At 70.8% G+C, this 23248-nt stretch carries 22 protein-coding genes and 1 tRNA gene; 11 read left to right on the forward strand and 12 right to left on the reverse strand.

Annotation, left to right across the window (positions count from 1 at the left end; translation table 11 throughout):
• Positions 1-172: 172 nt before the first annotated feature.
• The 6 genes from ACTWQH_RS23510 to ACTWQH_RS23535 form a co-directional block, all read right to left on the reverse strand.
• Positions 173-844 carry a helix-turn-helix domain-containing protein gene (locus tag ACTWQH_RS23510; protein ID WP_443288697.1) on the reverse strand — a complete coding sequence of 224 codons (672 nt, stop codon included), beginning with the start codon at positions 842-844 and terminating at the stop codon, positions 173-175.
• Between the two features lie 227 nt (positions 845-1071).
• Positions 1072-1386, reverse strand: coding sequence for a pilin (locus ACTWQH_RS23515; RefSeq protein ID WP_443288698.1), 315 nt, complete (start codon positions 1384-1386; stop codon positions 1072-1074).
• A gap of 322 nt (positions 1387-1708) precedes the next feature.
• Positions 1709-2305, reverse strand: coding sequence for a hypothetical protein (locus ACTWQH_RS23520; RefSeq protein WP_443288699.1), 597 nt, complete (start codon positions 2303-2305; stop codon positions 1709-1711).
• Positions 2302-2811 (reverse strand): hypothetical protein, encoded by a 510-nt coding sequence (locus ACTWQH_RS23525; protein ID WP_443288700.1) that lies wholly within the window; start codon positions 2809-2811, stop codon positions 2302-2304. The genes ACTWQH_RS23520 and ACTWQH_RS23525 overlap by 4 nt, the downstream gene beginning before the upstream one ends.
• Before the next feature lie 289 nt (positions 2812-3100).
• Entirely contained in the window at positions 3101-4381 is a 1281-nt protein-coding gene (locus tag ACTWQH_RS23530; RefSeq protein ID WP_443288701.1) for a SufS family cysteine desulfurase, read from the reverse strand.
• Positions 4368-5741: a family 2B encapsulin nanocompartment shell protein gene (locus ACTWQH_RS23535; RefSeq protein ID WP_443288702.1), complete on the reverse strand. Its 1374-nt coding sequence runs from the start codon at positions 5739-5741 to the stop codon at positions 4368-4370. The genes ACTWQH_RS23530 and ACTWQH_RS23535 overlap by 14 nt, the downstream gene beginning before the upstream one ends.
• A gap of 1263 nt (positions 5742-7004) precedes the next feature.
• Here ACTWQH_RS23535 and ACTWQH_RS23540 point away from each other — a divergent pair.
• From ACTWQH_RS23540 to ACTWQH_RS23580, 9 genes are all read left to right on the forward strand, one after another.
• A complete protein-coding gene (locus ACTWQH_RS23540; protein WP_443288703.1) occupies positions 7005-7430 on the forward strand; it encodes a recombinase family protein in 426 nt (141 codons plus the stop codon).
• 63 nt (positions 7431-7493) lie between these two features.
• Positions 7494-7811: a hypothetical protein gene (locus ACTWQH_RS23545; protein WP_443288704.1), complete on the forward strand. Its 318-nt coding sequence runs from the start codon at positions 7494-7496 to the stop codon at positions 7809-7811.
• Between the two features lie 511 nt (positions 7812-8322).
• Entirely contained in the window at positions 8323-8496 is a 174-nt protein-coding gene (locus ACTWQH_RS23550; RefSeq protein ID WP_443288705.1) for a hypothetical protein, read from the forward strand.
• A 531-nt stretch (positions 8497-9027) separates the two neighbouring features.
• Positions 9028-9690 carry an urease subunit gamma gene (locus ACTWQH_RS23555; protein ID WP_443288706.1) on the forward strand — a complete coding sequence of 221 codons (663 nt, stop codon included), beginning with the start codon at positions 9028-9030 and terminating at the stop codon, positions 9688-9690.
• Positions 9683-11479: an urease subunit alpha gene (locus tag ACTWQH_RS23560; RefSeq protein ID WP_443288707.1), complete on the forward strand. Its 1797-nt coding sequence runs from the start codon at positions 9683-9685 to the stop codon at positions 11477-11479. Before ACTWQH_RS23555 ends, ACTWQH_RS23560 begins: the two co-directional genes overlap by 8 nt.
• A 41-nt stretch (positions 11480-11520) precedes the next feature.
• Entirely contained in the window at positions 11521-12195 is a 675-nt protein-coding gene (locus ACTWQH_RS23565; protein WP_443288708.1) for an urease accessory protein UreF, read from the forward strand.
• A 35-nt stretch (positions 12196-12230) separates the two neighbouring features.
• Positions 12231-12932, forward strand: coding sequence for an urease accessory protein UreG (gene ureG, locus ACTWQH_RS23570; protein WP_443288709.1), 702 nt, complete (start codon positions 12231-12233; stop codon positions 12930-12932).
• The gene (locus tag ACTWQH_RS23575; protein ID WP_443288710.1) at positions 12929-13816 is read left to right on the forward strand and encodes an urease accessory protein UreD; all 888 of its coding nucleotides are present in this window, start codon (positions 12929-12931) and stop codon (positions 13814-13816) included. Before ureG ends, ACTWQH_RS23575 begins: the two co-directional genes overlap by 4 nt.
• A gap of 5 nt (positions 13817-13821) precedes the next feature.
• A complete protein-coding gene (locus ACTWQH_RS23580) occupies positions 13822-14427 on the forward strand; it encodes a recombinase zinc beta ribbon domain-containing protein (RefSeq protein WP_443288747.1) in 606 nt (201 codons plus the stop codon).
• A gap of 157 nt (positions 14428-14584) precedes the next feature.
• On the opposite strand, the gene ACTWQH_RS23585 is transcribed toward ACTWQH_RS23580, so the two are convergent.
• Positions 14585-14669, reverse strand: a tRNA-Leu gene (locus ACTWQH_RS23585).
• Between the two features lie 46 nt (positions 14670-14715).
• Positions 14716-15825 carry a substrate-binding domain-containing protein gene (locus ACTWQH_RS23590; RefSeq protein ID WP_443288711.1) on the reverse strand — a complete coding sequence of 370 codons (1110 nt, stop codon included), beginning with the start codon at positions 15823-15825 and terminating at the stop codon, positions 14716-14718.
• Positions 15826-16241: 416 nt separating this feature from the next.
• Between ACTWQH_RS23590 and ACTWQH_RS23595 the strand changes: the two genes are divergently transcribed.
• Together ACTWQH_RS23595 and ACTWQH_RS23600 are read left to right on the forward strand one after the other, a co-directional pair.
• The gene (locus ACTWQH_RS23595; protein ID WP_443288748.1) at positions 16242-17225 is read left to right on the forward strand and encodes a hydroxyacid dehydrogenase; all 984 of its coding nucleotides are present in this window, start codon (positions 16242-16244) and stop codon (positions 17223-17225) included.
• Positions 17222-19219, forward strand: coding sequence for a DUF2264 domain-containing protein (locus ACTWQH_RS23600; protein ID WP_443288712.1), 1998 nt, complete (start codon positions 17222-17224; stop codon positions 19217-19219). The genes ACTWQH_RS23595 and ACTWQH_RS23600 overlap by 4 nt, the downstream gene beginning before the upstream one ends.
• Before the next feature lie 261 nt (positions 19220-19480).
• Here ACTWQH_RS23600 and ACTWQH_RS23605 read toward each other — a convergent pair whose 3' ends face one another.
• The 4 genes from ACTWQH_RS23605 to ACTWQH_RS23620 all read right to left on the reverse strand — a co-directional run bounded on the left by ACTWQH_RS23605 (position 19481) and on the right by ACTWQH_RS23620 (position 23050).
• Positions 19481-19738 (reverse strand): DUF2087 domain-containing protein, encoded by a 258-nt coding sequence (locus tag ACTWQH_RS23605; protein ID WP_443288713.1) that lies wholly within the window; start codon positions 19736-19738, stop codon positions 19481-19483.
• A gap of 99 nt (positions 19739-19837) precedes the next feature.
• Complete coding sequence (locus tag ACTWQH_RS23610) at positions 19838-20074, reverse strand: DUF397 domain-containing protein (protein ID WP_443288714.1); 237 nt, start codon at positions 20072-20074, stop codon at positions 19838-19840.
• A 6-nt stretch (positions 20075-20080) separates the two neighbouring features.
• On the reverse strand, positions 20081-20761 hold the full coding sequence (locus ACTWQH_RS23615; RefSeq protein WP_443288715.1) for a DUF5753 domain-containing protein: 681 nt from the start codon (positions 20759-20761) through the stop codon (positions 20081-20083).
• A gap of 306 nt (positions 20762-21067) precedes the next feature.
• The gene (locus ACTWQH_RS23620; RefSeq protein WP_443288716.1) at positions 21068-23050 is read right to left on the reverse strand and encodes an ABC transporter ATP-binding protein; all 1983 of its coding nucleotides are present in this window, start codon (positions 23048-23050) and stop codon (positions 21068-21070) included.
• Positions 23051-23248: the final 198 nt, after the last annotated feature.

Consider the following 23248-nt stretch of genomic DNA (forward strand, 5'->3'; position numbering starts at 1 on the left):
GCAGAACAGCGCCTTGACGATCTCCCGCATCGCGTACCGGCCCCGATGGCCGCTAACCGGCCGGGATACCATCCCGCTACACGTTCACGTGACGACAAATCACCTATGCACTCACATTCCGCCCTCTCGCAGCGGCTTCGAGCAGCGGCCCGACAAACGGCCGGCGTGGCCCTTACCAGTCGTCACTGGCGTCGAGAACGCGCAGCACGTCGATCAGCGAACTGATCTGCGTCGCGTCGTGCGCGCCTCGAGGCGAATCGGTCGTGATAGAGGAGAGACTTCGAATGACGAACCAGACGCCACCCGCCTCGGCGTCGCTCTCGTTGATGTACACGTGCGGCCTGGTCCGGTCGAAAAAGACTGAGTCGCCTGCCCCGAGTACATGAGTCTCGAATCCGATGCTCAGCGTCAGCTTGCCGGAGAGCACAACACCGAACTCAAAGCCGGTCGTGGCGAGCATCTCCTGATCGGCGGAGCTCGCGGCTCCTGGGGGGTAAGTCACGCGAAGGGGCTCCAAGCCCAGGCCCGACCTGCTGGCGAGGCGCTCCCAGCGAACGCCCCCTGACATCTCGAGCGACGGATTCTCCGACGCGTGTTGGATGACGACGGCGGGGTCCGCAGCGGTGGGCTTGCCGGAACTGAGGCCGAGCAGGTCGTCAACGGAGAGGTCGAGGCGAGTCGCGAGTTGGTAAAGCGTGTTGAGAGATGGCTGGACTTTGTCAGTCTCAATCTGCGACAAAAGGCTGGAGGTCACGCCCATGGAGTCAGCGAGCGCCTTCAGGGTCAAACCGCGTTCCTCGCGGGCCGCTCGCAAGCGCGCGCCTATCGCCGCGTGTGCTTTCACTGGATTTCATCTCCTGAGGGCTTCTCGGTCCAGGTTATCGCAGGGCGCTGCCGGCGCCGCCATGGGTGCGGCGGCCGGCACGGCGTCGTGGCCGGGGGTGGCCGCAGCCGGGCCGGATGCCAGCCCGATCAGCACCACCCCGGCCGCGGTGGCCAGCAGCCGGACGGCACGCCCGCGCCGCCGCCGCCGCGCGGCGGCGGCGGAAACCCAGTGTGGTGATCACGGGCTCACTCGCCCACGATGCCCTTGAGGATTTCCACGACCAGCGGCGCGAGCGCGGCGATGCCGTATCCCCAGGCCGCCGACTTGAACGCCCGATTCGAGCGCTCGATCTCGCCGGGGTCGCCGCCGGCCATCATGCGGATCACGCCGCCGACGCTGAGCATGACCGTCGCCAGCGTCGCGGCGATGCCCATGATCCAGTTGCGGAGATTGTTGAGCACCGTGTCGAGCGAGTCCGCTGCCGCCAGCATCGTCTCCGGCTGCGCCTGGGCAGGGCCGGCGATCATCAGGCAGACGGCCACCGTCGCCGTCGCGGTCACCAGCAGCCGACGCCCACGCCGACCCGCACGGCGCGGGCCATGCCGGTCGGCGGCCGGAGCTGGGGTAGTGGCCGGGGCGCGGCCGGGACGGACACGGTGGATGGGGGTATCAGGCGGATCGGGGGACCTCCGAGGTCTCGGCTTCCGGTTGGTCGGGCGTGGTGGGCCCGCATGAGAAAGGGCCGCAATCCGAGCCTGTTTTGGACACCGCATCCGCAGCTTTTTCTCTTTGCTCTACTCGCGCCCCCTTTGAGGGGGAAACCACATTCCGTGACGACTGCTCGGAGGGCGGCCGTGAGGCGCTGGTCGGCGTCGAGCCCGGTCAGGTGGGAGGTGACGTGCTCGCCGACCGGGTCGTTCTCATCGGCCTCGATGGCGATCGTCGTCGACGAATCGACAGCCCGGCCGCCGCCCGCCGGGGCGCGGCGCCGTAGTCGCGCTCCAGCAGCGGGCACAGCTCGTCCAGGTGGAAAGTCTCCCAGGCCGCGCGCAGCGTCGGCCCCTCGGCCAGAGACAGGGCCTGGTGGCCGGGGCCGGGCAGGATGAGCCGCCCGGCCAGCAGCGACCCGAGGACGGCGACGGTTCCGGCCACGGCCACGACGCCGGTGAGGGTGATGGCCTTGGCCGCGAGGACGGTGGCCCGCTGCGGCATCGCCGTCAGGGTGGTGCGGATCATGCCCGAGCTGTACTCGCCGCTGATGACCAACACGGCCAGGATGGCGACGAGCGCCTGGCCGAGATAGACGCCCATGAGGCTGAGCTTGGTCATGTCGCCGTCGCAGCCGGCGGACGTGCAGGTCACCACCGAGGCCGCCCCGGCGCTCAGGGCCACTGTCGCCGCGATAGCGCCGAATAGCAGCCACAGCGGGCTGGCGACGGTCCGCATTTTCGTCCATTCGGCGTGCAGGGCCGCTCTCATGCGTCCCTCCTGCGGAGAAGGAAGGCCGCCGCGGCCAGGCTGACCATCGCGTAGCCGGCCAGGACGGCGAACCCGGCCCACGGTTCCAGGGGGTAGTAGCCGCAGTAGGGCGTGTAATTGCTTGCGACCTGGTCATATGGCACCAGCGTCTGCTGGAGGGCGAAGGCCGCCCCCGGCGTCACCCGGGCAAGCCAGTCCGAGACGCTGGCGGGCATGAACGGGATGGCGATCAGGATGTAGGGCAGCACGAGGGCCACGATGACGGTGGTCACCGCGCCCGCACTGTGCCGGAAGATGGCGCCGACGGAGAGGGCCAGGACCGAGGCGGTCGCGAGCAGCGCCGCGGTCCCGAGCCCTACCCGCAGTTCGGTCGAGGGCGACACTGGGAAGATGTAGACGCCGTTGCCCCGGGCGAGCCGCTCACCGAGCGGAGTGGCGACGAGCGTTCCCGCCAGCCCGGCGACGAAGGTGACGGCCCACAACACGATCGCCTTGGCCACCAGCACCCGGCTCCACGTCCCGAACCGTCGCCGGTAGGGCGGCCACTCTGCCGGATCAGCGCGTACACGGTAACGAGAGCCGCAGCCGAGGAGACCGGAAGCAGGGCTCCCGGCGTGCTGGCCCGGCTGGTCGGAGCCCTTGTCGGGGCCGCCAAGCGGACCAGCGCACCCGAGCCCCGCACCCCGCCACTTCGCACCGTTCGGTCCCGCCGAGCCGATGTTCAGCGGGACCGAGATAGCCCCCGCATTAACCAACAGCGTCCTCTCGCGCACCGATGGCCACCTGTGCGTCGGGTCAGCCGGTCTGCTGCAGTTCGTGCAGGGAGGTCACCAGCTGGTCCACCTCCTCTGTGGTGTTGTAGAGGGCGAGTGAGGCGCGGGCCGCGCTTTCCAGGCCGTAGTGGCGCAGGAGCGGTTGGGCGCAGTGGTGACCGGCTCGGATGGCGATGCCGTCCTGGTCGAGCCAGTCGGCGACCGCTGTCGGGTCGTGTCCGGCCAGGGTGAAGGTCAGGACGGCGATCCGGTCCGGTCCCGAGCCCAGCAGGTCCAGGCCGGGGACGGTGGCGAGGGCCTGCGTCGCGTAGGCCAGGAGCTCCGTCTCGTAGGCGGCGACCGCCTTCCGGTCGAAGGAGGTCAGCCAGTCGAGGGCCGACGACAGTCCGACGACGTCGGCGATGTTGCCGGTGCCGGCCTCGAACCGGTGCGGGTCGGGAGCGTAGGTGGTGTGGTCGAAGTCGACCGCGTCGATCATGTTGCCGCCGCTCTGCCATGGCGGCATGGCGGCCAGCACGTCCGGCTTGGCGTAGAGCGCGCCGATACCAGTGGGGGCGAAGATCTTATGCCCGGAGAACACGTAGAAGTCCGCGTCGAGGTCCTGTACGTCCACCGGCATGTGGGCTACCGCCTGCGCGCCGTCCACCAGCACCTTCGCTCCGTAGCGGTGGGCGAGGGCGGTCATCTCGCGTACTGGCGAGACGGTGCCGAGCACGTTCGACGCGTGGCTGACGGCGACGAGCTGGGTGCGGAACGACAGCAGGTCCGCGTAGGCGTCCTGGTCGATGCTCCCGTCCGGCAGCAGGGGGACGGGGACCACCCGGGCTCGCCGTTCGGCGGCGACACGCTGCCAGGGGACGATGTCGGAGTGGTGCTCCAGCACCGGGACGAGGACCTCGTCGCCGGGGCCGAGGTTGGCCCGTCCCCAGCTCTGCGCCACCAGGTTGATCGCCTCGGTCGTGCCGCGTACGAAGACGACGGTGCCCGGAGACTCGGCACCGAGGAAGTCGGCGACCTTGGCCCGGCCCGACTCGTAGGCTTCGGTGGCCTCCCGGGCCAGGGTGTGGGCGCCGCGGTGGATGTTGGAGTTGGCGGTGCTGTAATAGGCGGTGAGCGCCTCGATGACCTGGCGCGGCTTCTGGGTGGTGGCGCCGTTGTCCAGCCAGACCAAGGGGCGGCCGTTGACGGTCCGGTGCAGGATCGGAACGTCTTTCCGGGCCTTCTCCGGGGAGAACCCGGGGGTCGGGGTCGGAGCCACGGCCCGGGGCGTGAGCCCGGCCCCGGGCAGGTCAGTCGTAGTCATAGAAGCGCGACACCTCGACGTCCTTGAGTACGGCGACGGCGTCCTCCACCAGCACGGCGGCGCTGAAATAGGCCGTCATCAGGTAGGACGTGATGCCCCTCTTGTCGACCCCCATGTTCCGCATGGCCAGGCCGGGCTCCACCTCATCGGGGACGCTGGAGGGACGCAGGCCCACCACGCCCTGCTGGGCTTCGCCGACCCGCATGAGCAGGATCTCGGTGGTGCCGTGCGCGCTGTTCAGCTTCACCTTGTCGGAAGGGAGCAGCGGTACACCGCGCCAGGTCAGCAGCGGGCTGCCGAACCGGGTGTCGATGACCGGGGGCACGCCCCGGCGGGTACACTCGCGGCCGAAGGCGGCGATCGCCCTGGGGTGGGCGACGAAGTAGGCGGGCTGCTTCCAGACCTTGATCAGCAGTTCGTCGAGGTCGTCGGGGGTCGGTCGGCCGCGCCGGGCCGGTACGCGCTGTCCCGGCGCGACATTGTTGAACAGCCCGAACTCGGGATGGTTGAGGACCATCGACTCCTGACGCTCGCGGAGCGCCTGGACGGTCAGGTCGGCCTGGACCCGGGTCTGGTCCATGGGCTCGTTGTAGAGGTCGGCGACGCGGCTGTGCACGCGCAGCACGGTCTGCGCCAGGCTCAGGTGGTACTCGCGTGGTGCGTCCTCGTACTCGACGTAGGTGCCGGGGAGTTCCGGCTCGCCGATGTGGCCGGAGGCGAGGTCCACCGGGACTTCCGCACCGGCGGTGTCGTCCCCGGCGGTGAAGGCGTCCACGGCCGCCCGCAGTGTGTCGTCGCGGTCGGCCAGCGCGGTCAGCACGGCGCGGTCGACGCAGAGCGCCACGCCTGGGCTGACGGCCCGGACCTGGTAGGGCATCGGCTCGTTCCGGCTCCAGGCTCCCAGGTCGAAGAACTGGCCGTCGCTGATGACTTCGAGTACGGAATCGTCTCCGTAGGGGCCGGTGATGTGCTTCTCGGCCCGGCCTTTGACGAGCACCCACAGCTTTTCGGCGGGTGCGCCCTCCGCGGCCAGTTGCTCGCCCGGCTGGAAGCTCGCTTCGGTGAAGGCGGCGGCCAGTTCGGAGAGCAGCGCCGGATCGGCCTCGCGCAGGTACGGCAGTTCCCGCAGGTCCTCGGGGATGATGCGGGGGGTGCCGTCGTCCGTGTAGCTGCTGACCCGGTCGTCGCCCAGGACGAACGTCCGGCGTCGGTTGACGCGGTATATGCCGGATTCCATGTCCACCCACGGCAGCGCGCGCAGCACGTAGCGGGGGGTGATGCCGCGCATCTGCGGGCGGGTCTTGGTGGTGGTGGCCAACTGCCGTGCGACATCGGGGCTGAGGCTGAGCCGATCGGTCATGCGGGACCTCCCAAGAGCAGGCGTGAGCTCCGGCAGACGAGCCGCCGGCCGCCCACGCGGGTTGGACGCGGACCGATCGTCCAATCATCCATAGGGGGCCTCAAGAGGGCAGCGATCCTGACGAGTCGAGAAATAATCGAACTTTTCATCGAGGTGTATGTGAGAGCGGTGAACCCATCACCAATGAAGAACCGATTTTCAGCTCCGGGACGCGCGGCACGCCCCGGAGCCTCCTTGTCGAGGTGCCTGCCGATCACTCGGTCAGAAATGAATTCATGACGCGATTTCACCCCTCGGTTTGCGTTCGCGGACTGGCGGCGGTGCGCGAAGCGGTCGCCCGCCCGGCGGCCCCGGACTGCGTGGGGGCAGTACTCCCATGGCCGCCGCCAGCTGTCGGTGTGAGATCCCGGGAGATCCTTGACGCCGTGCACCCGTATGCTCCCAGCCGCTCCACCACCTCGTCGTACGCCACCCACACCCCCCGCCTCTACCTCTGCCAGACGCTGGACGAATGTCCGCACCCAGTCGCGGTCGTCGTCGCCGCAGGCGATGAAGACGTCGTACCGGACGAGACGGGCGGCGGTGGGTCGGATGGCTCAGGTGGTCCAGGCGGCGGAACGGGGCGGCGGGCCCGGCGGACGCCCAGGTTGCCGAAGTACGTGCGCGAGAGTGAAGATCCCGACATGACATCGCGACCACCTCGACACACCTCCGCGTACTCCTGCACGGGATCAGGAACGGCTGAGGTGACCCCCGTGGTGTGGACACCTGACGATGGATCTTCTTGGTCCTGGAAGGTGTAGATCTACGTGGCACGGCCCTCGAAGTACAGTGCGGAGTTCCGGTCTGACGCGATCGCGTTGTGGCGGGCTTCGGCGGGCAGGCGGACGTTCAAGGACGTTCGCGGCCGATCTGAACGTCAATCCCGAGACGCTGCGTACGTGGGTGCGTGATGCGGATGGCCGTCCGGCAGCCGGCGGTGCGCCGCGGGGCGTGGAGGACGAGTTGGCCCGGCTGCGGGCGGAGAACGCGCGTCTGGCCAAGGCGGAGAAGGAGTGGTATCTCGAGCGGGAGATCCTGCGCCGGGCGGCCGCGTATTTCGCACGGGAGATGAAGCGAGGACCGCCGCTTGGGACTTCATCTCCGCCCATGCCGAGTCCTTCGGTATCAAGCGTATGTGCCGGGTGCTGGACGTGTCCCGCTCGGGCTCCTACCGGTGGATCGCGGGCGCCGACGCGCGGGCCGCCCGCCAGGCACTTCGGCGTGCAGTTGTGGGTGCCGGAACTCGGCGGGTTGGTGGACCCGAAGGCCGCCGGGCATGAGGAGTTGATGATCCTGCTGGGCATCCTGTCCAAGCGGGAGATCGCCCGTACCCGCATGCGGGTACGCTCGGCGATGACGGTGCAGGCTCGTGACCAGGGCCGCTACCTCGGCGCATCCGCTGAGAAGTGGAGGCTGACGGCGGTGCGGGCGATTCTGGCCAACCCCCGCTGCACCGGTCGCCAGGTGTGGAACCGGCAGCGAACCGACCACGAGTTGCTCGACCCGGAGAACACCAGCCTCGGGCACCGGGACGTGATGCGCTGGAACACCCCCCGACGACTGGATCATCTCCACCAAACCAGCGCACCCCGCGCTGGTCAGCGAGGCCGACTTCGTCACCGTTCGGACCATCCACGCCGCCCGTGAGAACGCCCCGAAGCGGGTCTACCTCCTGGCTGGCCTGCTGCGCTGCGGGGTGTGTGAGCGGAGGTGGAGTCCTGCTGGATCTGGAATCGGCCCGCCCACCGCTGCCGCCACGGCCACACCAGCGCCACGCGGCCCGATCCCGACCGCCCGCCCAACGCATACGTCTGCGAGGACCAGGTGCTGGCGCATCTGCCGGCCCTGGTAATCCGCCTGTCCGCCGACTGGGACGGCCACCTGCCGCCGCCCACGGCGACCGGGACGGTCACGCCGGCGGACGCGGGCGCGCACGTGCGCGCCCGGCAGGTGTCACTGACCTTCGATCCGGTGGCCCAGACCCTGACCGCCGACACCCAGAGAAGGGAAAAGATCACTATCGGCTGAACGCTCACCTGCCGACCCGGACACCAAGATCCCGCCCGTCGTCAGAGGAGAAAGGCCAGGTCACAGCCCTGGGATGAGGAACACCCACGTCCGGCCGGGAGCCGGAAGCGGGTGCCCGTTCTGCCTGCCCACGAACCGAAGCCCGTGGGGGAAGTGTGTGTCCGAGACTTGAACTCTCCCCTCGGACACTCCGCCTTTGTGTCTCTCACCTGCGGAAACGCCCTTTCCCAGAACCGATCGGACATCGCAGTCGCTGTGCCTGTTAGCTGGGCTTCTACGGGCGTGTGCGACTGCTGGTGTTCATGCGTTGTGCACGGCCTCATGGGGCCTCCCCCTGTGTGATGGACACGCTGATACCGGATCTTGCTTGATCCGAGGGAGCGAGACGATGTCCTGGGCCGGCTCGATGAGGAAGGCGATCACCGACGGTCCCGCAGCGACGCGGCGTCCGGTGTGTCCTCGAAAGTGATCAGGAAGACGGGGCGGGGGCTCCGCGGCGAGCACCCGACTTGTGATCTCCAGGCCCGCTACGCGCACCTACTTCCCGCGCGGCGGGCGGCGCTCGGGAGACGACACCGAAGCAGAGCTCCTCGACCACATCCCAGGTGGAGATGCCGCTGCTCTGGTCCTGCCGCTGATGCACGAGGTGGACGCGGTCGATCGTCAGATCGACCGCGTGGGATGAGGCCGTCGAGGCTCGCGGTTCAGCCGCCGATCACCTTGCTGTCTCACCGCAACGGCAGGGCCCACTATTTGATGCCATCGAATGCCTCCGTGGCCATGGGATTCATTCGTTTCTGCGGACAGTCGGCGAATGGCGTGCCAGCGGCGTTGGTGGCTTGCCGGCCCGCTCGGCCGGGGTTTGTTCACGATTGGCTCGCATCCGGCGGCTGGAGATAGCTTTCCCACCGCGCAGATTGTGGTGACTCTTCGGCAGGCTGCGTGGCTCGGGTGAGTCGACGCCCCTGCCTGGCCGCCCCCGGCTCGGGCGACATGCGGGAGCGGGAAGCGGAGTGGGCAGCGGAGGTGGCGGGGAGGAGTACGCCGGCCGCTGGTGGATTCCGGGGCGTTCGTGTTCGTCTTCGTGGTTTAGCTGTCCGGTTTCACTCCTACGGGCGAACTCTGGGGCGTTCTCCGTTCGAGGTCGGGCTTGGTAGTCATGATCGGTGCGTCGTGTCGGCCACATGGGCGTGTGCCCGGTCCGGGAAAGGGTGCCATGCATCTCACTCCGCATGAGCAGGAGCGCCTGCTGATTCATGTGGCGGCGGACGTCGCCGAGCGCCGCAGGAAAGACAAGGTGGAGCTCAACTACCCGGAGGCCGTGGCGTTGCTGACCGTCCACGTCTACGAACAGGCCCGGAGGGGGAAGTCGGTCAACGACATCATGGACTCCGCTCGCAAGCTCCTCAAGCCCGGGGAGCTGATGGAGGGTGTGGCCGAGATGATCGAGAACGTGCAGGTGGAGGCCACCTTCCCGGATGGCACGAAGCTCGTGACGATCCACAATCCGGTCGAGGTGACGACCAAGGAGCAGCGGCTGCATCCGGGGGAGGTGGTGCATCCCGTCTCTGCGGAGGGGATCGTCGTCAACGAGGGGCGTGAGGTCACGACGGTGTTCGTGCGTAATCCGGGCGACCGTCCCGTCCAGGTCGGCTCGCACTACCACTTCGCGGAGGCCAATCCGGGTCTGGAGTTCGACCGTGAGGCGGCCAATGGCAAGCGGCTGAACATGGCGGCCGGCACCTCGCGGCGTTTCGAGCCGCAGGAGGGAATCGACGAGGAAGAGGAAGAGGGGTGTCGGGTGGAGCTGGTGGACATCGCGGGTGAACGCGTCGTCCGGGGGCTGCGTGGCGAGGTGGAGGGGGAGCTCGATGCCTGAGGTTCTCTCCCGTGAGGCGTACACCGACCTGTATGGGCCGACGGTCGGCGACCGGATCCGGCTGGCCGACACCGCGCTGTTCGTCAGCGTCACCGAGGACTGGTCGGGCGGCCCCGGACGCTGCGGCGACGAGGTGGTCTTCGGTGGCGGCAAGGTGATCCGCGAGTCGATGGGACAGTCCCATGTGCCGCGTGATCCCGGCCCGCGTGAGGCGCGCCGTCCGGCGGACACCGTCATCACCGGTGCGGTGGTGCTGGACCACTGGGGCGTGGTCAAAGCGGACGTCGCCATCCGCGACGGCCGGATCCAGGCGCTGGGCAAGGCGTACAACCCCGAGACGATGGACCCGCCGCACCCGCCGACCGGGACGCCGACGAACATCGTGATCGGACCGGAGACCGAGGTCATCTCAGGCAACGGCCGTATCCTCACCGCCGGCGGCGTGGACACACACGTGCACTTCCTGTGCCCGGAGCAGATCGGCGAGGCGCTGGCGGCCGGCGTGACGACGCTGATCGGTGGTGGTACCGGCCCGGCGGAAGGCTCCACCGCCACCACCGTCTCGCCCGGCTCCTGGCATCTCGCCCGGCTCTTTGAGGCTCTGGACGCCTTCCCGGTCAACGTTGGTCTGCTGGGCAAGGGCAGCACCGTCTCCGCGGCCTCCCTCTACAACCAGGTCGACGCCGGTGTTCTCGGCTTCAAGATCCACGAGGACTGGGGGGCCACCCCCGCCGTCATCGACGCGTGCCTGCGCGTCTGCGACGACACAGGCGTGCAGCTCGCCCTGCACGCCGACTCGCTCAACGAGGCGGGCTTCGTCGAGAGCACGATCAAGGCCATCGGCGAGCGTTGTCTGCACGTCTTCCACGTCGAGGGCGCGGGCGGCGGCCACGCCCCCGACATGATCACCATGGTCTCCCGGGACAACGTGCTGCCCGCCTCGACCAACCCGACCCGCCCCTTCACGATCAACACCGTCAAGGAACACATCGACATGATGGTGGTCTGCCACCATCTCAACCTGAACATCCCGGCGGACGCGGCGTTCGCCGACTCCCGCATCCGGCCCTCAACGATGGCCGCCGAAGACGTGCTGCACGACATGGGCGCGATCTCGATGATGTCCTCCGACGCACAGGCCATGGGCCGCATCGGCGAGATGATCATGCGCACCTGGCAGACGGCGCACGTGATGAAGAACCGGTACGGGACACTGGCGGGCGACGGCGAGGCGGACAACCTGCGCGCCCGCCGCTACGTCGCCAAGTACACCATCAACCCGGCGATCGCCCAGGGCATCGACCACGTGGTGGGGTCGGTGGAGGCAGGCAAGCTGGCCGACCTGGTGCTGTGGGAACCGAAGTTCTTCGGCGTCAAGCCGCACATGGTCGTCAAGGGCGGCCAGATCGCCTATGCCCAGGTCGGGGACGCCAACGCCTCGATCCCCACCCCTCAGCCGGTCCTGCCCCGCGCGGTGTGGGGCGCGAAGGGCCGGGCCCCGGCGGCGAACTCGTTCAACTTCGCCACCCAGCGGGCGCTGGACAAGGGGCTGGCCGAACGCCTCGGGCTGGGCAAGGGATTCGAGCCGATCGGCGACACGCGCACCGTGCGAAAGACGGACATGAAGGAGAACAACGCCACCCCCGAAGTCGTCGTCAACCCCGACACCTACGAGGTGACCATCGGGGGAGCCACTACCGGCGACACCAAGACGTCGGTCGACGGCCGGGAGATGGTCCTGGAACCCGTCACGGAACTGCCGATGGCCCAGCGGTACTTCCTGTTCTGAATGCCGACAGCCGAACGACCCGGAAGGTGCGTCGCCACACGATGAGCCGTGCTGCTCTGCTTGTCTTGGCCGACGGCCGCTTCCCCGCCGGAGGGCACGCGCACTCCGGCGGGGTCGAGGCCGCCGTCGCCTCGGGAGCCGTCCGTGACGCGCGCGGCCTGGAGGAGTTCTGCCGGGGCCGGCTCCACACGGCCGGGCTCGTCGCCGCCGCGCTCGCCGCCGCGGCCTCCGCCGGATACGACCCGCTGGCCCTGGACGAGGCCGCCGACGCCCGCACCCCCGCCCCCGCCCTGCGCAACGTGGCCCGACGACTGGGGCGGCAGATGGTGCGCGCGGCCCAGGCGACCTGGCCGTCACCCGAGCTGACCGCCCTCGCGCACGCCCGACCCCGAGGCGCCCACCAGCCCATCGTGCTGGGCCTGGCCGCACGCACGGCAGGGCTGACACCCCTGGACGCCGCCCACGCGGCGGCATACGAGAACACCAGTGGCCCGGCGACCGCGGCGGTGCGGCTGCTGAGCCTGGACCCGTTCGAGGCCACCGCCGCGCTGGCCCGCCTCTCAGGAGAGCTGGGCCAGGTCGCCGAGCGCGCGGCACGGGCGGCAGCCCGAACGGAGACGGAAGGCACCACCGCCCTCCCCTCGGCGTCCGCCCCGCTGCTCGACATCACCGCCCAGCACCACGCCGACTGGCCGGTGCGCCTCTTCGCCTCCTGAACCGAGACCGACCCTGACCAACGCCTGGAGATCCCGTGCATCGCGACCCACCCGGCGCCTTCCCCCACCGGCACACCCACAGCGCCGCCGATACACGGCGAGACGACGGCTCCCGTCGCGCGCTGCGCATCGGCCTGGGCGGACCGGTCGGCTCCGGCAAGACCGCGACCGTCGCCGCCCTGTGCCGCGCCCTGCGCGACGAACGGTCCATCGCCGTCGTCACCAACGACATCTACACCCGCGAGGACGCCGAGTTCCTGCGGCGCGAGGCCGTGCTGCCACCCGAACGCATCCAGGCCGTGGAGACCGGCGCCTGCCCCCACACCGCCATCCGCGACGACATCTCCGCGAACCTCGAAGCCGTCGAACAACTGGAGGAGACGCTCCCGCCTCTCGACCTCATCCTGGTCGAGTCCGGCGGCGACAACCTCACCGCCACCTTCTCCAAGGGCCTGGTGGACGCGCAGATCTTCGTCATCGACGTGGCCGCCGGTGACGACATCCCCCGCAAGGGCGGCCCCGGCATCACCACCGCCGACCTGCTCGTCATCAACAAGACCGACCTCGCCCCCTACGTCGGCTCCGACCTGACCACCATGGCCGCCGACGCCGCGAAGCAACGCCAAGACCTGCCCGTCGCGTTCACCTCCCTCACCACCCAGGACGGCGTGCGGCCCGTGGCCGACTGGGTCACCGAACGTCTCACCGCCTGGCAGACGGCCAGCGTCATCGCATGACCACCGCTTCCCCCCACACGCGACACACGGGCAGCGCGGGCGGCGGCGGTGTCCGTGCCACCGCCCGCGTGCGGGCCACCAGCGGCGGCGGCCTGACCACGCTGCCGCTGCTCCACAACGACGGACCCTTCCACCTGCGCCGCCTGCACCCCCACGGCACCCGGGCACGGGTCTGCGTCATCAGCGCAATGAGCGCACCCCTGGGCGGCGACCGGCTGGCCTTCGATGTCACCGTCGAGACGGGCGCCGAACTCGAAATCACCACCGCCGCCGCCGCCCTCGCCCTTCCCGGCCCCGGTCCCACGCCCGACCACGCCACCTACGACGTGCGCCTCACCGTCGACGACGACGCGACTCTCCACTGGCTGCCCCAGCCGCTGATCAGCACCCACGGCAGCGACCTGCGGCAGACTTACACCGTCGATCTCGCCCCCACCGCACGGCTCGTGCTACGCGAAGAACTCGTCCTCGGCCGCGCGGCAGAACCCCCCGGCCAGCTGGCCAGCCGCCTCACCGTGCGCCGCGACGGGCGTCCCCTCCTCGACCAGCACACCACCTTCGGCGCCTCCGCCCCCGGCTGGGACGGACCAGCCGTCCTGAACTGCCACCGTGCCACGGGCCAGATCCTGGTGGTCGACCCTCATGGCTCGGCCGGCCTCGCGAACGCCGCCCACCCCGGGCCGCGCCCGCTCGGCCAGGACCCGGCACGCGGCCAGGTCGCACTCCTGCCGCTGGCCGGCCCCGCCGTCCTGGCCACCGCCGTCGCCCCCACAGCCACACAGCTGCGACGCCTCCTGGACGAGGCCGACCTGCTGCCGTGGCGGGGGTGTGCCATGTCAATCGCGGCCGGGGTTCACCCCCCTCCAGCCACATCACCGCATTGACGGCGGTGCGGGCGATTCTGGCCAACCCTCGCTACACCCGCCGCCAAGTGTGGAACCGGCAACGCACGGATCACGACCTGCTCGATCCGGAGAACACCAGCCTCGGGCACCGGGACGTGATGCGCTGGAACACGCCTGAGGACTGGGTGATCTCCGCCAAGCCCGCGCATCCGGCGCTGGTGAGTGAGGCCGACTTCGTCACCGTCCAGCACCTCCACGCTCCCCGCGAGAGTGTCCCGAAGCGGACCTACCTCCTGGCCGGGCTGCTGCGCTGCGGGGTGTGCGAGCGGCTCATGGAGTCCTGCTGGACCCACGGCAGGCCCGCCTACCGCTGCCGCCACGGCCACACCAGCGCCACGCGGCCCGATCCCGACCGCCCGCCCAATGCCTACGTCCGAGAGGACCAGGTGCTGCTCCACCTGCCTGCCCTGGTGATCCGTCTGTCCGCCGAACAGGATGGCCGCCTGTCGCCGCCCACAGCGACTCGGGCGGTCACGCCGGCGGACGCAGTGGCGCACGTGCGCGCTGAGCAGGTGTCACTGACGTTCGATCCGGCGGCCCAGACCCTGACCGCCGACACCCCGCGAGGAGAAAGGATCACTATCGGCTGAACGCTCCCTGCTTAACCGGACACCAAGCTCCCGCCCTCTGTGAGAGGAGGAAGGCCGGGTCACAGCCCTGAGACGCCGAACACCCGCATCCGGCCGGGAGCCGGAGGCGGGTGCCGGTTCCGCCTGCCCACGAATCACGACCCGTGGGGGAAGTGTGTGTCCGAGGGGGGACTTGAACCCCCACGCCCTTAATCGGGCACTAGCACCTCAAGCTAGCGCGTCTGCCATTCCGCCACCCGGACAAGGTGTGTGCGCGCAGTCCACGATACCAAGGCGAGGAGGGTGGTCTCACCGCACTTCCGTGGCGGACTGGCGGGCGCCGCAGGAGTCGCGGACGACGATGGTGGGCCATAGCTGGGTGCGATGTACCGGTCGCGCTTCGGAGGCGGCGGCGCGGGCGAGGGCGAGTTCGGCGGCAAGGGCGCCGAGGCGGTGCTTGTCGGGGCGGACGGCGGTCAGGGGCGGGTCGGAAGCGGCGGCGACCTCGTCGTCGTAGGAGACGACGGCCAGTTCGTCGGGGACGGCCAGGCCGCGGTCGCGGGCGCGTTCGACCATGCCGATCGCCTCGCGGTCGGAGTGGACGAGCAGGGCGGTCGCGCCGCGCTCGCGGCAGTCGTGGAGCACCTCGTCGTAGGCGTCGGTCCAGTCCAGGGTGCCGTACGTCGGCACGTCGTGGGCGAGGCCGTCGTGCGGGGGGAGGTCGAGGGAGGCGACGGTCTCGCGCCAGCCCGCGTGGAGGGCGCGGCTGGTGGGGCTGGTGCGGGAGGTGATCAGGGCTATGCGGCGGTGGCCGAGGGTGACCAGGTGGCGGACGGCGAGGCCGGCGCCGAGGGCGTGGGCCGTGGTGGCGGCGTCCAGGGCGAGGGTGGGCAGCTCGGGCGGGGGGAGGCGTTCGACCAGGACGACGGGGACGGGGAGACCGCCGAGCCAGCGCAGCAGGTCGGTGCCGGCGCCGCCGGCGGTGGCGGGGGCGGCCAGCAGGGTGTCGACGCCGCGATCGAGGAGCTTGGAGACCTGGCGGCGGTCCTCGGCCGCGTCGTAGCGGGAGACGCGCAGCACCAGGCGCCCGCCTGCGGCGGCCACGGCGGCCTGGGCGCCCTGGATGACGTGGGGCCAGTAGTACTCGACGGACGGCACGACCATGCCGACCAGGGCCCTGGCGGTCATCGGCGGCTGCTCGGGGCCGCCCCGGTAGGGCAGCGTGATGCCGCCGTGGACGCGCACCACCAGGCCGCGGTCGGCCAGGGCCGTGACGTCGCGCCGCACGGTGACGGCGGAGACGCCGAGCTGGTCCACCAGGTCGGCCAGGCGCACGGCGCCGTGGCGGCGTACGGCGCTGAGGATCAGCTCCTGGCGACGCACTGCGAGGGAGCGGTCCGTGGTGGGTTGAGCGCTCATCGTTACCTTCGGCCGCGACCGATTCTGATCGATCTCCTTCGAGCTGATTGACCTCTGCACTATTCCACACGTACAAGTGGCGCATCGAGACGCGTGCGACGAGACCCGAGACCGAGGAGGCGCGCTGCCCATGATGGGCCCCGGCGTGGTGACCGTCCCGATCTCCGGTTTCTCAGCATCCGGATCATCTGGATCATCTGGATCACCGGGATCGTCTGGAACATTTTCTTCCTCTCCCTCGTCTTGCCTACCGATCCCGACCCGTTTCCCGTCACCCTCGGTCCGTATCAGTGGAGCACTCGCGTGACACAGTTCCCCGACGACAACTCCCTCGTGATCAAGTGGCGCTCGGCCCTGGCCGCGGGCAGCCCGCGGTGACGGCCGCCGTGCCCCGCCGCCCCGAGACGCTGCTGGCGATGAGCGAGGAGTGGTTCCACGTCCAGTTCGGCGAGGCGGAGCTGGCCCGGCTGCGGGCCGCCGCCTCGCTGGGCGAGCCGCTGGTCGCCCACGAGCTGGACTCCCCGGCGGTGCGGCGGCGGCTGGCCGAGGTGGAGGTGCTGATCACCTCCTGGGGCTGCCCGATGCTGAGCGAGGACGTGCTGCGCGACGCGCCCCGGCTGCGGGCCGTGCTGCACGCGGCGGGCTCGGTGCGCTACCACGTCGGCGACGCCGTCTTCGACCGGGGCACGCTGGTGACCACCGCCGCCGATGCCAACGCCGAGCCCGTCGCCCAGTACACGCTGGCCGCCGTGCTGTGGGCGTTCAAGAAGGTGCCCTTCCTCGCCGTCGACGCCCGCCGCCACCGCGCCGACTGGAGCTACCGCGAGCGGCACGGCGAGCTCAGCGGCCGGGATCGCACCGTCGTGCTCGTCGGCTACTCCCGGATCGGACGGCGGGTCGCGCAGCTGCTCCTCCAGCTCGGTCTCGCACGGGTGCTGGTCGTCGACCCGGTCGCCGACCCGGCCGAGATCGCGGCGGCCGGGGCCGAGCCGGTCACGCTCCAGGAGGCGCTGCCGCAGGCCGAGGTGCTCAGCCTGCACGCGCCCGCGCTGCCGGAGACCCGGCACCTGATCGGCCGGGCCGAGCTGGCCGCGCTGCCGCCGCACGCGGTGCTGATCAACACGGCGCGCGGCGCGCTGGTGGACACCGCCGCGCTGGAGGAGGCGTGCGCGGACGGCGGACTGCACGCCATCCTCGACGTCACCGAGCCGGAGCCGCTGCCCGCCCACTCGCCGCTGTACGAGCTGCCGAACGTGATGATCACGCCCCACATCGCCGGCTCCCTCGGCTCGGAGACCCGCCGGATGACCGCCGCCGCCCTCTCCGAACTCGAGCGGTACGCCGCCGGGTTGCCGCCGATCGACCCGGTGACCCGGCAGACCCTGGCGGTGCAGGCATGACGCACCCGGCTCTGGACTGGAAGCTGTCGCCGCACACCGGGTGGACGCGGGAGCACTGGGCCGCGCTCGCCGACCGCATGCTCGCCGCGCTCGGCCCTCACCGCTCCCCCGCCGGGGCGCGCTACGACCTGCCGGGCCCGGCCAGCGTCTCCGGCCCCGCCTCCGACGGCCTGGAGGGCTTCGCCCGCTCCTTCCTGCTCGCCGGGTTCCGCGTCGCGGGCGAACGCGGCGCCGACCCGGCCGGGCTGATGGAGCGTTACGCCGAGGGCCTGGCCGCCGGGACCGACCCGGCGCACCCCGAGTGCTGGCCGCGTCCCGACCAGCTCGGCCAGGCCAAGGTGGAGGCCGCCTCCATCGCGCTGGTGCTCCAGCTCACCAAGCCCTGGCTGTGGGACCGGCTGGCGGACGGCGTGCGCGAGCGGGTGCTGGCATGGCTGGGCACGGTCGTCGGTCAGCCCTACCCGCCCATCAACTGGGTGTGGTTCCGCATTGTCGTGGAGTCCTTCCTGCGCGAGGCGGGGGGGACGTGGTCGGCCGAGGACATCGAGGAGGACCTGGCCGTGCACGCCGCGCTGCGGCGCGAGGGCGGCTGGCTCAGCGACGGCGCCGAGGAGCGGGCGTACGACCACTACACCGGCTGGGCGCTGCACCTCTACCCCCTGCTGTGGACCGAACTCTTCGACGTCACCGGCACCTTGTGCCCGCCCGCGCTGCGCGAGCGGTGGGCGGCGGACCTGGCGCGCTATCTGGACGACGCGGTGCGGCTGGTGGGCGCCGACGGCTCGCCGCTGATGCAGGGCCGCAGCCTCGTCTACCGCTTCGCGGCCGCCGGGCCGCTGTGGGTGGCGGCGTACGCGGGCGTGGACGGGGCGGGCGTCGGCGGGCTCGACCCGGGCCTGGTGCGGCGGACCGCCAGCGGCATGGTGCGGCACTTCACGGAGCGCGGGGCGCCGAACGCGGCCGGGCTGCTGACCCTGGGCTGGCACGAGGCGTGGCCCGCGATGCGGCAGGCGTACTCCGGGCCCGGCTCGCCGTACTGGGCGGCGAAGGGGATGCTGGGGCTGGCACTGCCCGCCGACCACCCGGTGTGGACGGCCGTGGAACGCCCGCTGCCGGTGGAGGAGGGACGGCCGGGCACGGCGGTGGCGGCGGCGCCGGGCTGGCTGATCTCCGCCCGCTCCGCCGACGGCATCGCCACCGTCCTCAACCACGGCACGGATCACGCCCGTCCGGGCGCTGAGTGCGCCGACTCGCCGCTCTACGCCCGGCTCGGCTACTCCACCGCGACCGTGCCGCCGCTGACCGGCGCGACGGTGGCCGACCCGGTGGACAACGCCGTGGTGGTCGTCGACGACCGGGGCCGCGCCACGCACCGCTCGGGCTTCACGACGCTGTACGCCCACGAGTTGCCGGGCGGCGTGCTGGCCGCCGCCTCGCGCGGCCCGGTCCGCTGGGTGGACGCGAGCGCCGACACCTCGCCGGATCACGGCTCGGGGCGGAACGGCGAGGTGACGCCGGGACCGGTCGTCACGGTCGCGTCGCTGGTGCGGGGCGGCGTCGAGGTGCGGCTGGCGCGGGTGGACGCGCCCGCCGCTGGCCCGGAGTGGCGCTCGGTCCGCTTCGGCGGCTGGCCGGTGACGGCGGCGGATCGCCCGCACACCGGCCCGGGCGCGCGGGCGGCCACGGCTGACCGGCTCCACTCGCGGCTCGTCGCGTTGCGCGGACTCGACGAGGCGGGCGTGGCGTTGGAGCAGGGCACCAGCCCGCTGGGGGCCTGGACCGCGATCCCGTGGCTGGCGACGCGCGCGGCGGAGCCGCTGCCGCTCGGCGAGGTGCTGGCGGCGGCGGTCGTCCTCGACCGCGACCCGGACGGGCCCGACCCGGCCGTCGCGGTGACCGTCCGGCCCGGCGGGGACGGCGGGGACGGGGGCGACAGCGTGGCGGTCACCTGGCCCGACGGTCTGGTGTCGGAGGTCCGCCTGCCTTCCGCCTAGGTCGTGTCTTACAGGAGCAGGACGGCTGGCGTGACTGGCTGCTGTGGGGCCGGGCGCTGGCCGAGGGAATTCCTCTCCTTCGCTCTGGTCACCGCACGCAAGAGCTGAGCGGACACCACGGTCGGTGACTCCGTCTCTCCGATCACGATCGGAGTGCCGAGCCGGAGACGCCCCCGACAGATGCCGCGAGTCGGCCAAGCAGGGCTGGGAGAAGAACTCCCCGGCCCAAGCCGCCCGCTGTCGTGATCGAGGAGACACCCGTTAGGGCCGGTAGTAGACACTGCCGTCCTTGGTGCGGGCCAGCAGGCGTTCCTCGACCAGGTAGCGCCGCAGCGCCGCGCAGTCGTCGTGGACGGTGAGCAGCGCCTCGTTGACTTCCTGCTCGGTGTAGGCGATGTCGGGGTCGAACAGCGTCCGTGCGAGGTGCGCGAGTAACTGCTCGCGGCGGGCCCTCTTGCGGGGGATCGCGACCAGCCGGCCGCCGGCGAAGAGGGCGGAGACGTCGTGGGCCGTTGCCATGGCGGCAAGCGTCGCAGGTGGGCCCTGGCCGGGCAATGGGGTTTTACGCGGCGCGGAGCCCGGTCGCGTCGTGCGCGACCGGGCTCCGGCGTATGCGGGTCAGCTCCTCACGTGCTCGATGAAAGCCTCCCAGGCGGCAGGGGCAACCTCCATGACCTCGGCATGCCGGGTCTTGGTGTCGGCAACGGCGACCGTGGCGGGGGTGGCGGCCACGGCCACGCAGTCGTTGTTGCTGTGGCTGGAGGTGCGGAAGGGCACTGCGACGGCGACACAGTCGTTGGCGCTGTGGCTCGACGTGCGGAACGGAACGCCGTGGTGCATGGGGGGGTTGATCATTTGGTCTCAGGCTCCAAGAACTTCTGCGATATAGCTGCGCGACTCGGCTGGCCCCATCGAGGCGTTGACCAAGTCGGCCCATGCCGACCGCATCCGGGCAAGATCGTCAATGCGAGTAGTGTAGGTTCCGCCAGCGGCGCTCTCCGTGTAGGCGCAGGCGGGAGTTGTCCTGTTCGCCGTGTCCCCCGAACCCTCGCCCCTGAAAGCCCATAGGAACAGCTGCGTGGTGAAAGCCGGGGGGACCGTGTGAAAGGGCAGGATCAGCACCTGGATCTGCGAGTGGGCGTCGATGACGTCGAGCAGGTGCTCAAGCTGCCTGATGTGTGCATCTCCGCTGGCCTCGTGCATGATTGCCTGTTGGCCCACGACGAAGAGGCCCGTCAGTCGGTCGGACCGCAGCAGGTCGAGAAACGCATGGGTGCGGGCCGAACGCATCAGGATCCAGCGGCGCAGCTCCGCCTCGGGGAGCCGGGGGAACGCGGCCTTGGTGGTGGCCAGGGCGTACGCGGGATGCTGGAGGAGGCCGGGGATGTACAGGATGTTGCACGAACGAATGACGGCGGCGTGGGCGTCCAGGCGGGTGAGACGCTCGATGTTCGGCACGCCGTACTCGGTCGCCTCGACCCTGCCCGCTCCCCACTGATCCTTGCTGCGCAGGTCCCAGATCAGGCGCTCCACCGCGTCCATGGCCAACTCCCTCACCCGTAGCTGACTTGAGGCCCTTCACACTATCCGCTACGAGATGACTGCGAGCTGTGATTCACCCGCACGGGTGATGCGATTTCTCAAAGCCCTGCTGGATTAATATTCATGTCATACGGCACGCGGCGGGCGCGTCGGCGATTGCCTGAAGTCGGCCCAATCCCAAAGCACTTGGCCATTCGTCCGCGCGTTCGTCAACAGCGCGCCATGCGCCGTCGCCACCGCGATCTGCCGCATTTCACACTGGGGCTCTTTCCCAGCCCATCCGTTTCTCATGGCTCTTTGCTCGCCTCATGGAGAAGGGGCGCGTTCGGACGCGAGGGGCGCGCCGAACTGGGCGGCCTGGATGGCGTACAGCTCGCGGAAGTGGCCGCCGGACAGACGCAGCAGCTCCGCCGGGCTGCCGGACTCCACCAGCCGTCCCTGGTGCAGGACGTGGACGAGGTCGGCGTGGCGGACCGAGGCCATGCGGTGGGTGATGAGGATGATGGTCTGCCCGGACTCGGCCAGGGCGCGGATCTGGTCGAAGACGCGCTGCTCCTCCTTGGCGTCGAGGGCGGCGGTGGGCTCGTCCACGATGAGTATCTCGGCGTCCCGGTAGTGGGCGCGGGAGATGCCGATGCGCTGCCACTGGCCGCCGCTGAGCTGGTGGCCGCCCTGGTAGCCGCGGGCCAGCAGGGTGCTCCAGCCGCGCGGCAGCCCGCCGATGACCTCGTCGGCGCCGGCGTGGCCGGCGGCGGCGGCGAGGCGTTCGTCGTCGATGGGGGCGCTGGGGTCGCCGATGGCGACGTTGACGCGGGCGGTGAAGCGCCAGCGGTTGAAGTCCTGGGCGACCATGGCGATGCGGGCGAACAGCTCGTGGCGGTCGGCGTGTTCGGTGGACACCTGGTCGTAGCGGACGTGGCCGCTGTCGGGGAGGTAGAGCCCGGCGAGCAGCTTGACCAGGGTGGTCTTGCCGGAGCCGTTCTCCCCCACCAGAGCGGTGATCCGGCCCGCCGGGATGCTGAGGGTCACCTCGCGCAACGCCGGTGAGGCGTCCGGGTCGGCGCCGGGGTAGCGGAAGGTGACGTCCTCGAAGCGGATCTCGCCGACCTTCTCCGGCATCGGCTTGCCGCCGACGGGGATGGTCCAGTTGGCGGCCTGGTCGCACAGCCGGTCGAGGTCGGCGACGAAGAGGCTCTCGTCGTAGAGGGCGTTGACGGCGTGGACCATGCCGCTCAGGCTGGCGGAGCCGGTGCGGATGGCGAGCACGGCGGTGCCCGCGACGGCCATCTCGACCGCGCCGCTCCAGGCCAGGCCGCCCAGGGTGAGGTAGGTGACGCAGCCGGCGAGCCCCGTCCAGGCCGAGGCCCACAGGCCGGTGCGGGCGTCCAGGCGGGCCAGGCGGGTCTGCTCGGCCTCGGAGCTGGCGGACATGGCGCGGAAGTGCTTGAGCAGGAACGGGCCCACCTGGTGGACGCGGATCTCGGCGGCGGGCTCGGTAGCGGTCAGCTCGCTGCTGAGGACGCGGCTGGCGCGGTGGTGCTGCACCCAGGCGCGGAACGACTCGTAGCGGCGGCGGGCGGTCACCAGCGTGCTCCACATGCTGGGCACGGTCATGAGCACCAGCAGCGGCAGCAGCATGGGGTGAAGGACCGTCAGGACGCTGGCGGAGGCGGCCAGCGACAGCAGCGCGTTGATGACCTGCACGCAGTAGGGGATCATGCGGCGGGCGGAGACCGCGCCGTACTGGGCGGCGTCCAGGAGGCGGTGGAACTCGTCGTCCTCGATGGCCGCGAGCTCCACCCGCCAGGCGCGCTCCAGGTACCGCTCGGTGGCGACCCGCTCCACCTTGGGCTCCAGGCGGCCGGAGCCGTAGGTGGAGGCGGAGGCGAGGATGGCGCCGACGAGGGCGGCGATGGCGACGACGGCGAGCGCGGGCGCGGCGTCGCGCAGCCGGTCGGGCACCTGGCCGCCCGCGAGCAACGCCTCCAGCACGGCGTTGACCGCGACCAGGCCGACGGCCTGGGCGACGCCGCGGCCGATCTCGGCGCCGGCGACGACGCGCAGGGCGGGGGTGTCGGCCTGGCGGGCCAGCCGCACGGTGGTGAGGATCAGGCGCGGCATGGTCCGCAGCATCGAGACGAGGGTGAGGCGGGAGAAGGCGCCGTCGTGGCTGGACCAGCCGGTGTCGTACAACAGCGGGCCGCCGAAGAGGAGTTGCTCGGAACGGGAGAGGCTGTCGGGCGTCGTCTCGCGGTCGGGGGCGGTGCTATCGCTGGCGTCGTCGCTCACATGAGGTATACGTGCCTCGTGAGAGTGACGGGTATGCACGGAGCGTACGGTTCGGGGCGAGTCGGCCGGAATTCACGCAGTGTTGGCCGCCATCCATGTGCGCGTCAGAGGGCGCAACGAAGGCACATGGCAAGCCCGGCCAGGGACCTCTCGCGGGAAACATCGTGACAAGCCGATGGCCTCACGATGAGGGAAGAT

This window comes from Streptomyces sp. 6N223 (genome assembly GCF_052246635.1).
Lineage (GTDB): Bacteria > Actinomycetota > Actinomycetes > Streptomycetales > Streptomycetaceae > Streptomyces.

Bases quoted from the DNA above. Each gene is read 5' to 3' on its own strand.
- ACTWQH_RS23520 (WP_443288699.1), bottom strand. From the start codon at position 2,305: ATGAGAGCGGCCCTGCACGCCGAATGGACGAAAATGCGGACCGTCGCC.
- ACTWQH_RS23530 (WP_443288701.1), bottom strand. From the start codon at position 4,381: ATGACTACGACTGACCTGCCCGGGGCCGGGCTCACGCCCCGGGCCGTG.
- ACTWQH_RS23535 (WP_443288702.1), bottom strand. From the start codon at position 5,741: ATGACCGATCGGCTCAGCCTCAGCCCCGATGTCGCACGGCAGTTGGCC.
- ACTWQH_RS23555 (WP_443288706.1), top strand. From the start codon at position 9,028: ATGCATCTCACTCCGCATGAGCAGGAGCGCCTGCTGATTCATGTGGCG.
- ACTWQH_RS23560 (WP_443288707.1), top strand. From the start codon at position 9,683: ATGCCTGAGGTTCTCTCCCGTGAGGCGTACACCGACCTGTATGGGCCG.
- ACTWQH_RS23565 (WP_443288708.1), top strand. From the start codon at position 11,521: ATGAGCCGTGCTGCTCTGCTTGTCTTGGCCGACGGCCGCTTCCCCGCC.
- ACTWQH_RS23575 (WP_443288710.1), top strand. From the start codon at position 12,929: ATGACCACCGCTTCCCCCCACACGCGACACACGGGCAGCGCGGGCGGC.
- ACTWQH_RS23590 (WP_443288711.1), bottom strand. From the start codon at position 15,825: ATGAGCGCTCAACCCACCACGGACCGCTCCCTCGCAGTGCGTCGCCAG.
- ACTWQH_RS23595 (WP_443288748.1), top strand. From the start codon at position 16,242: ATGAGCGAGGAGTGGTTCCACGTCCAGTTCGGCGAGGCGGAGCTGGCC.
- ACTWQH_RS23600 (WP_443288712.1), top strand. From the start codon at position 17,222: ATGACGCACCCGGCTCTGGACTGGAAGCTGTCGCCGCACACCGGGTGG.
- ACTWQH_RS23605 (WP_443288713.1), bottom strand. From the start codon at position 19,738: ATGGCAACGGCCCACGACGTCTCCGCCCTCTTCGCCGGCGGCCGGCTG.
- ACTWQH_RS23610 (WP_443288714.1), bottom strand. From the start codon at position 20,074: ATGATCAACCCCCCCATGCACCACGGCGTTCCGTTCCGCACGTCGAGC.
- ACTWQH_RS23615 (WP_443288715.1), bottom strand. From the start codon at position 20,761: ATGGACGCGGTGGAGCGCCTGATCTGGGACCTGCGCAGCAAGGATCAG.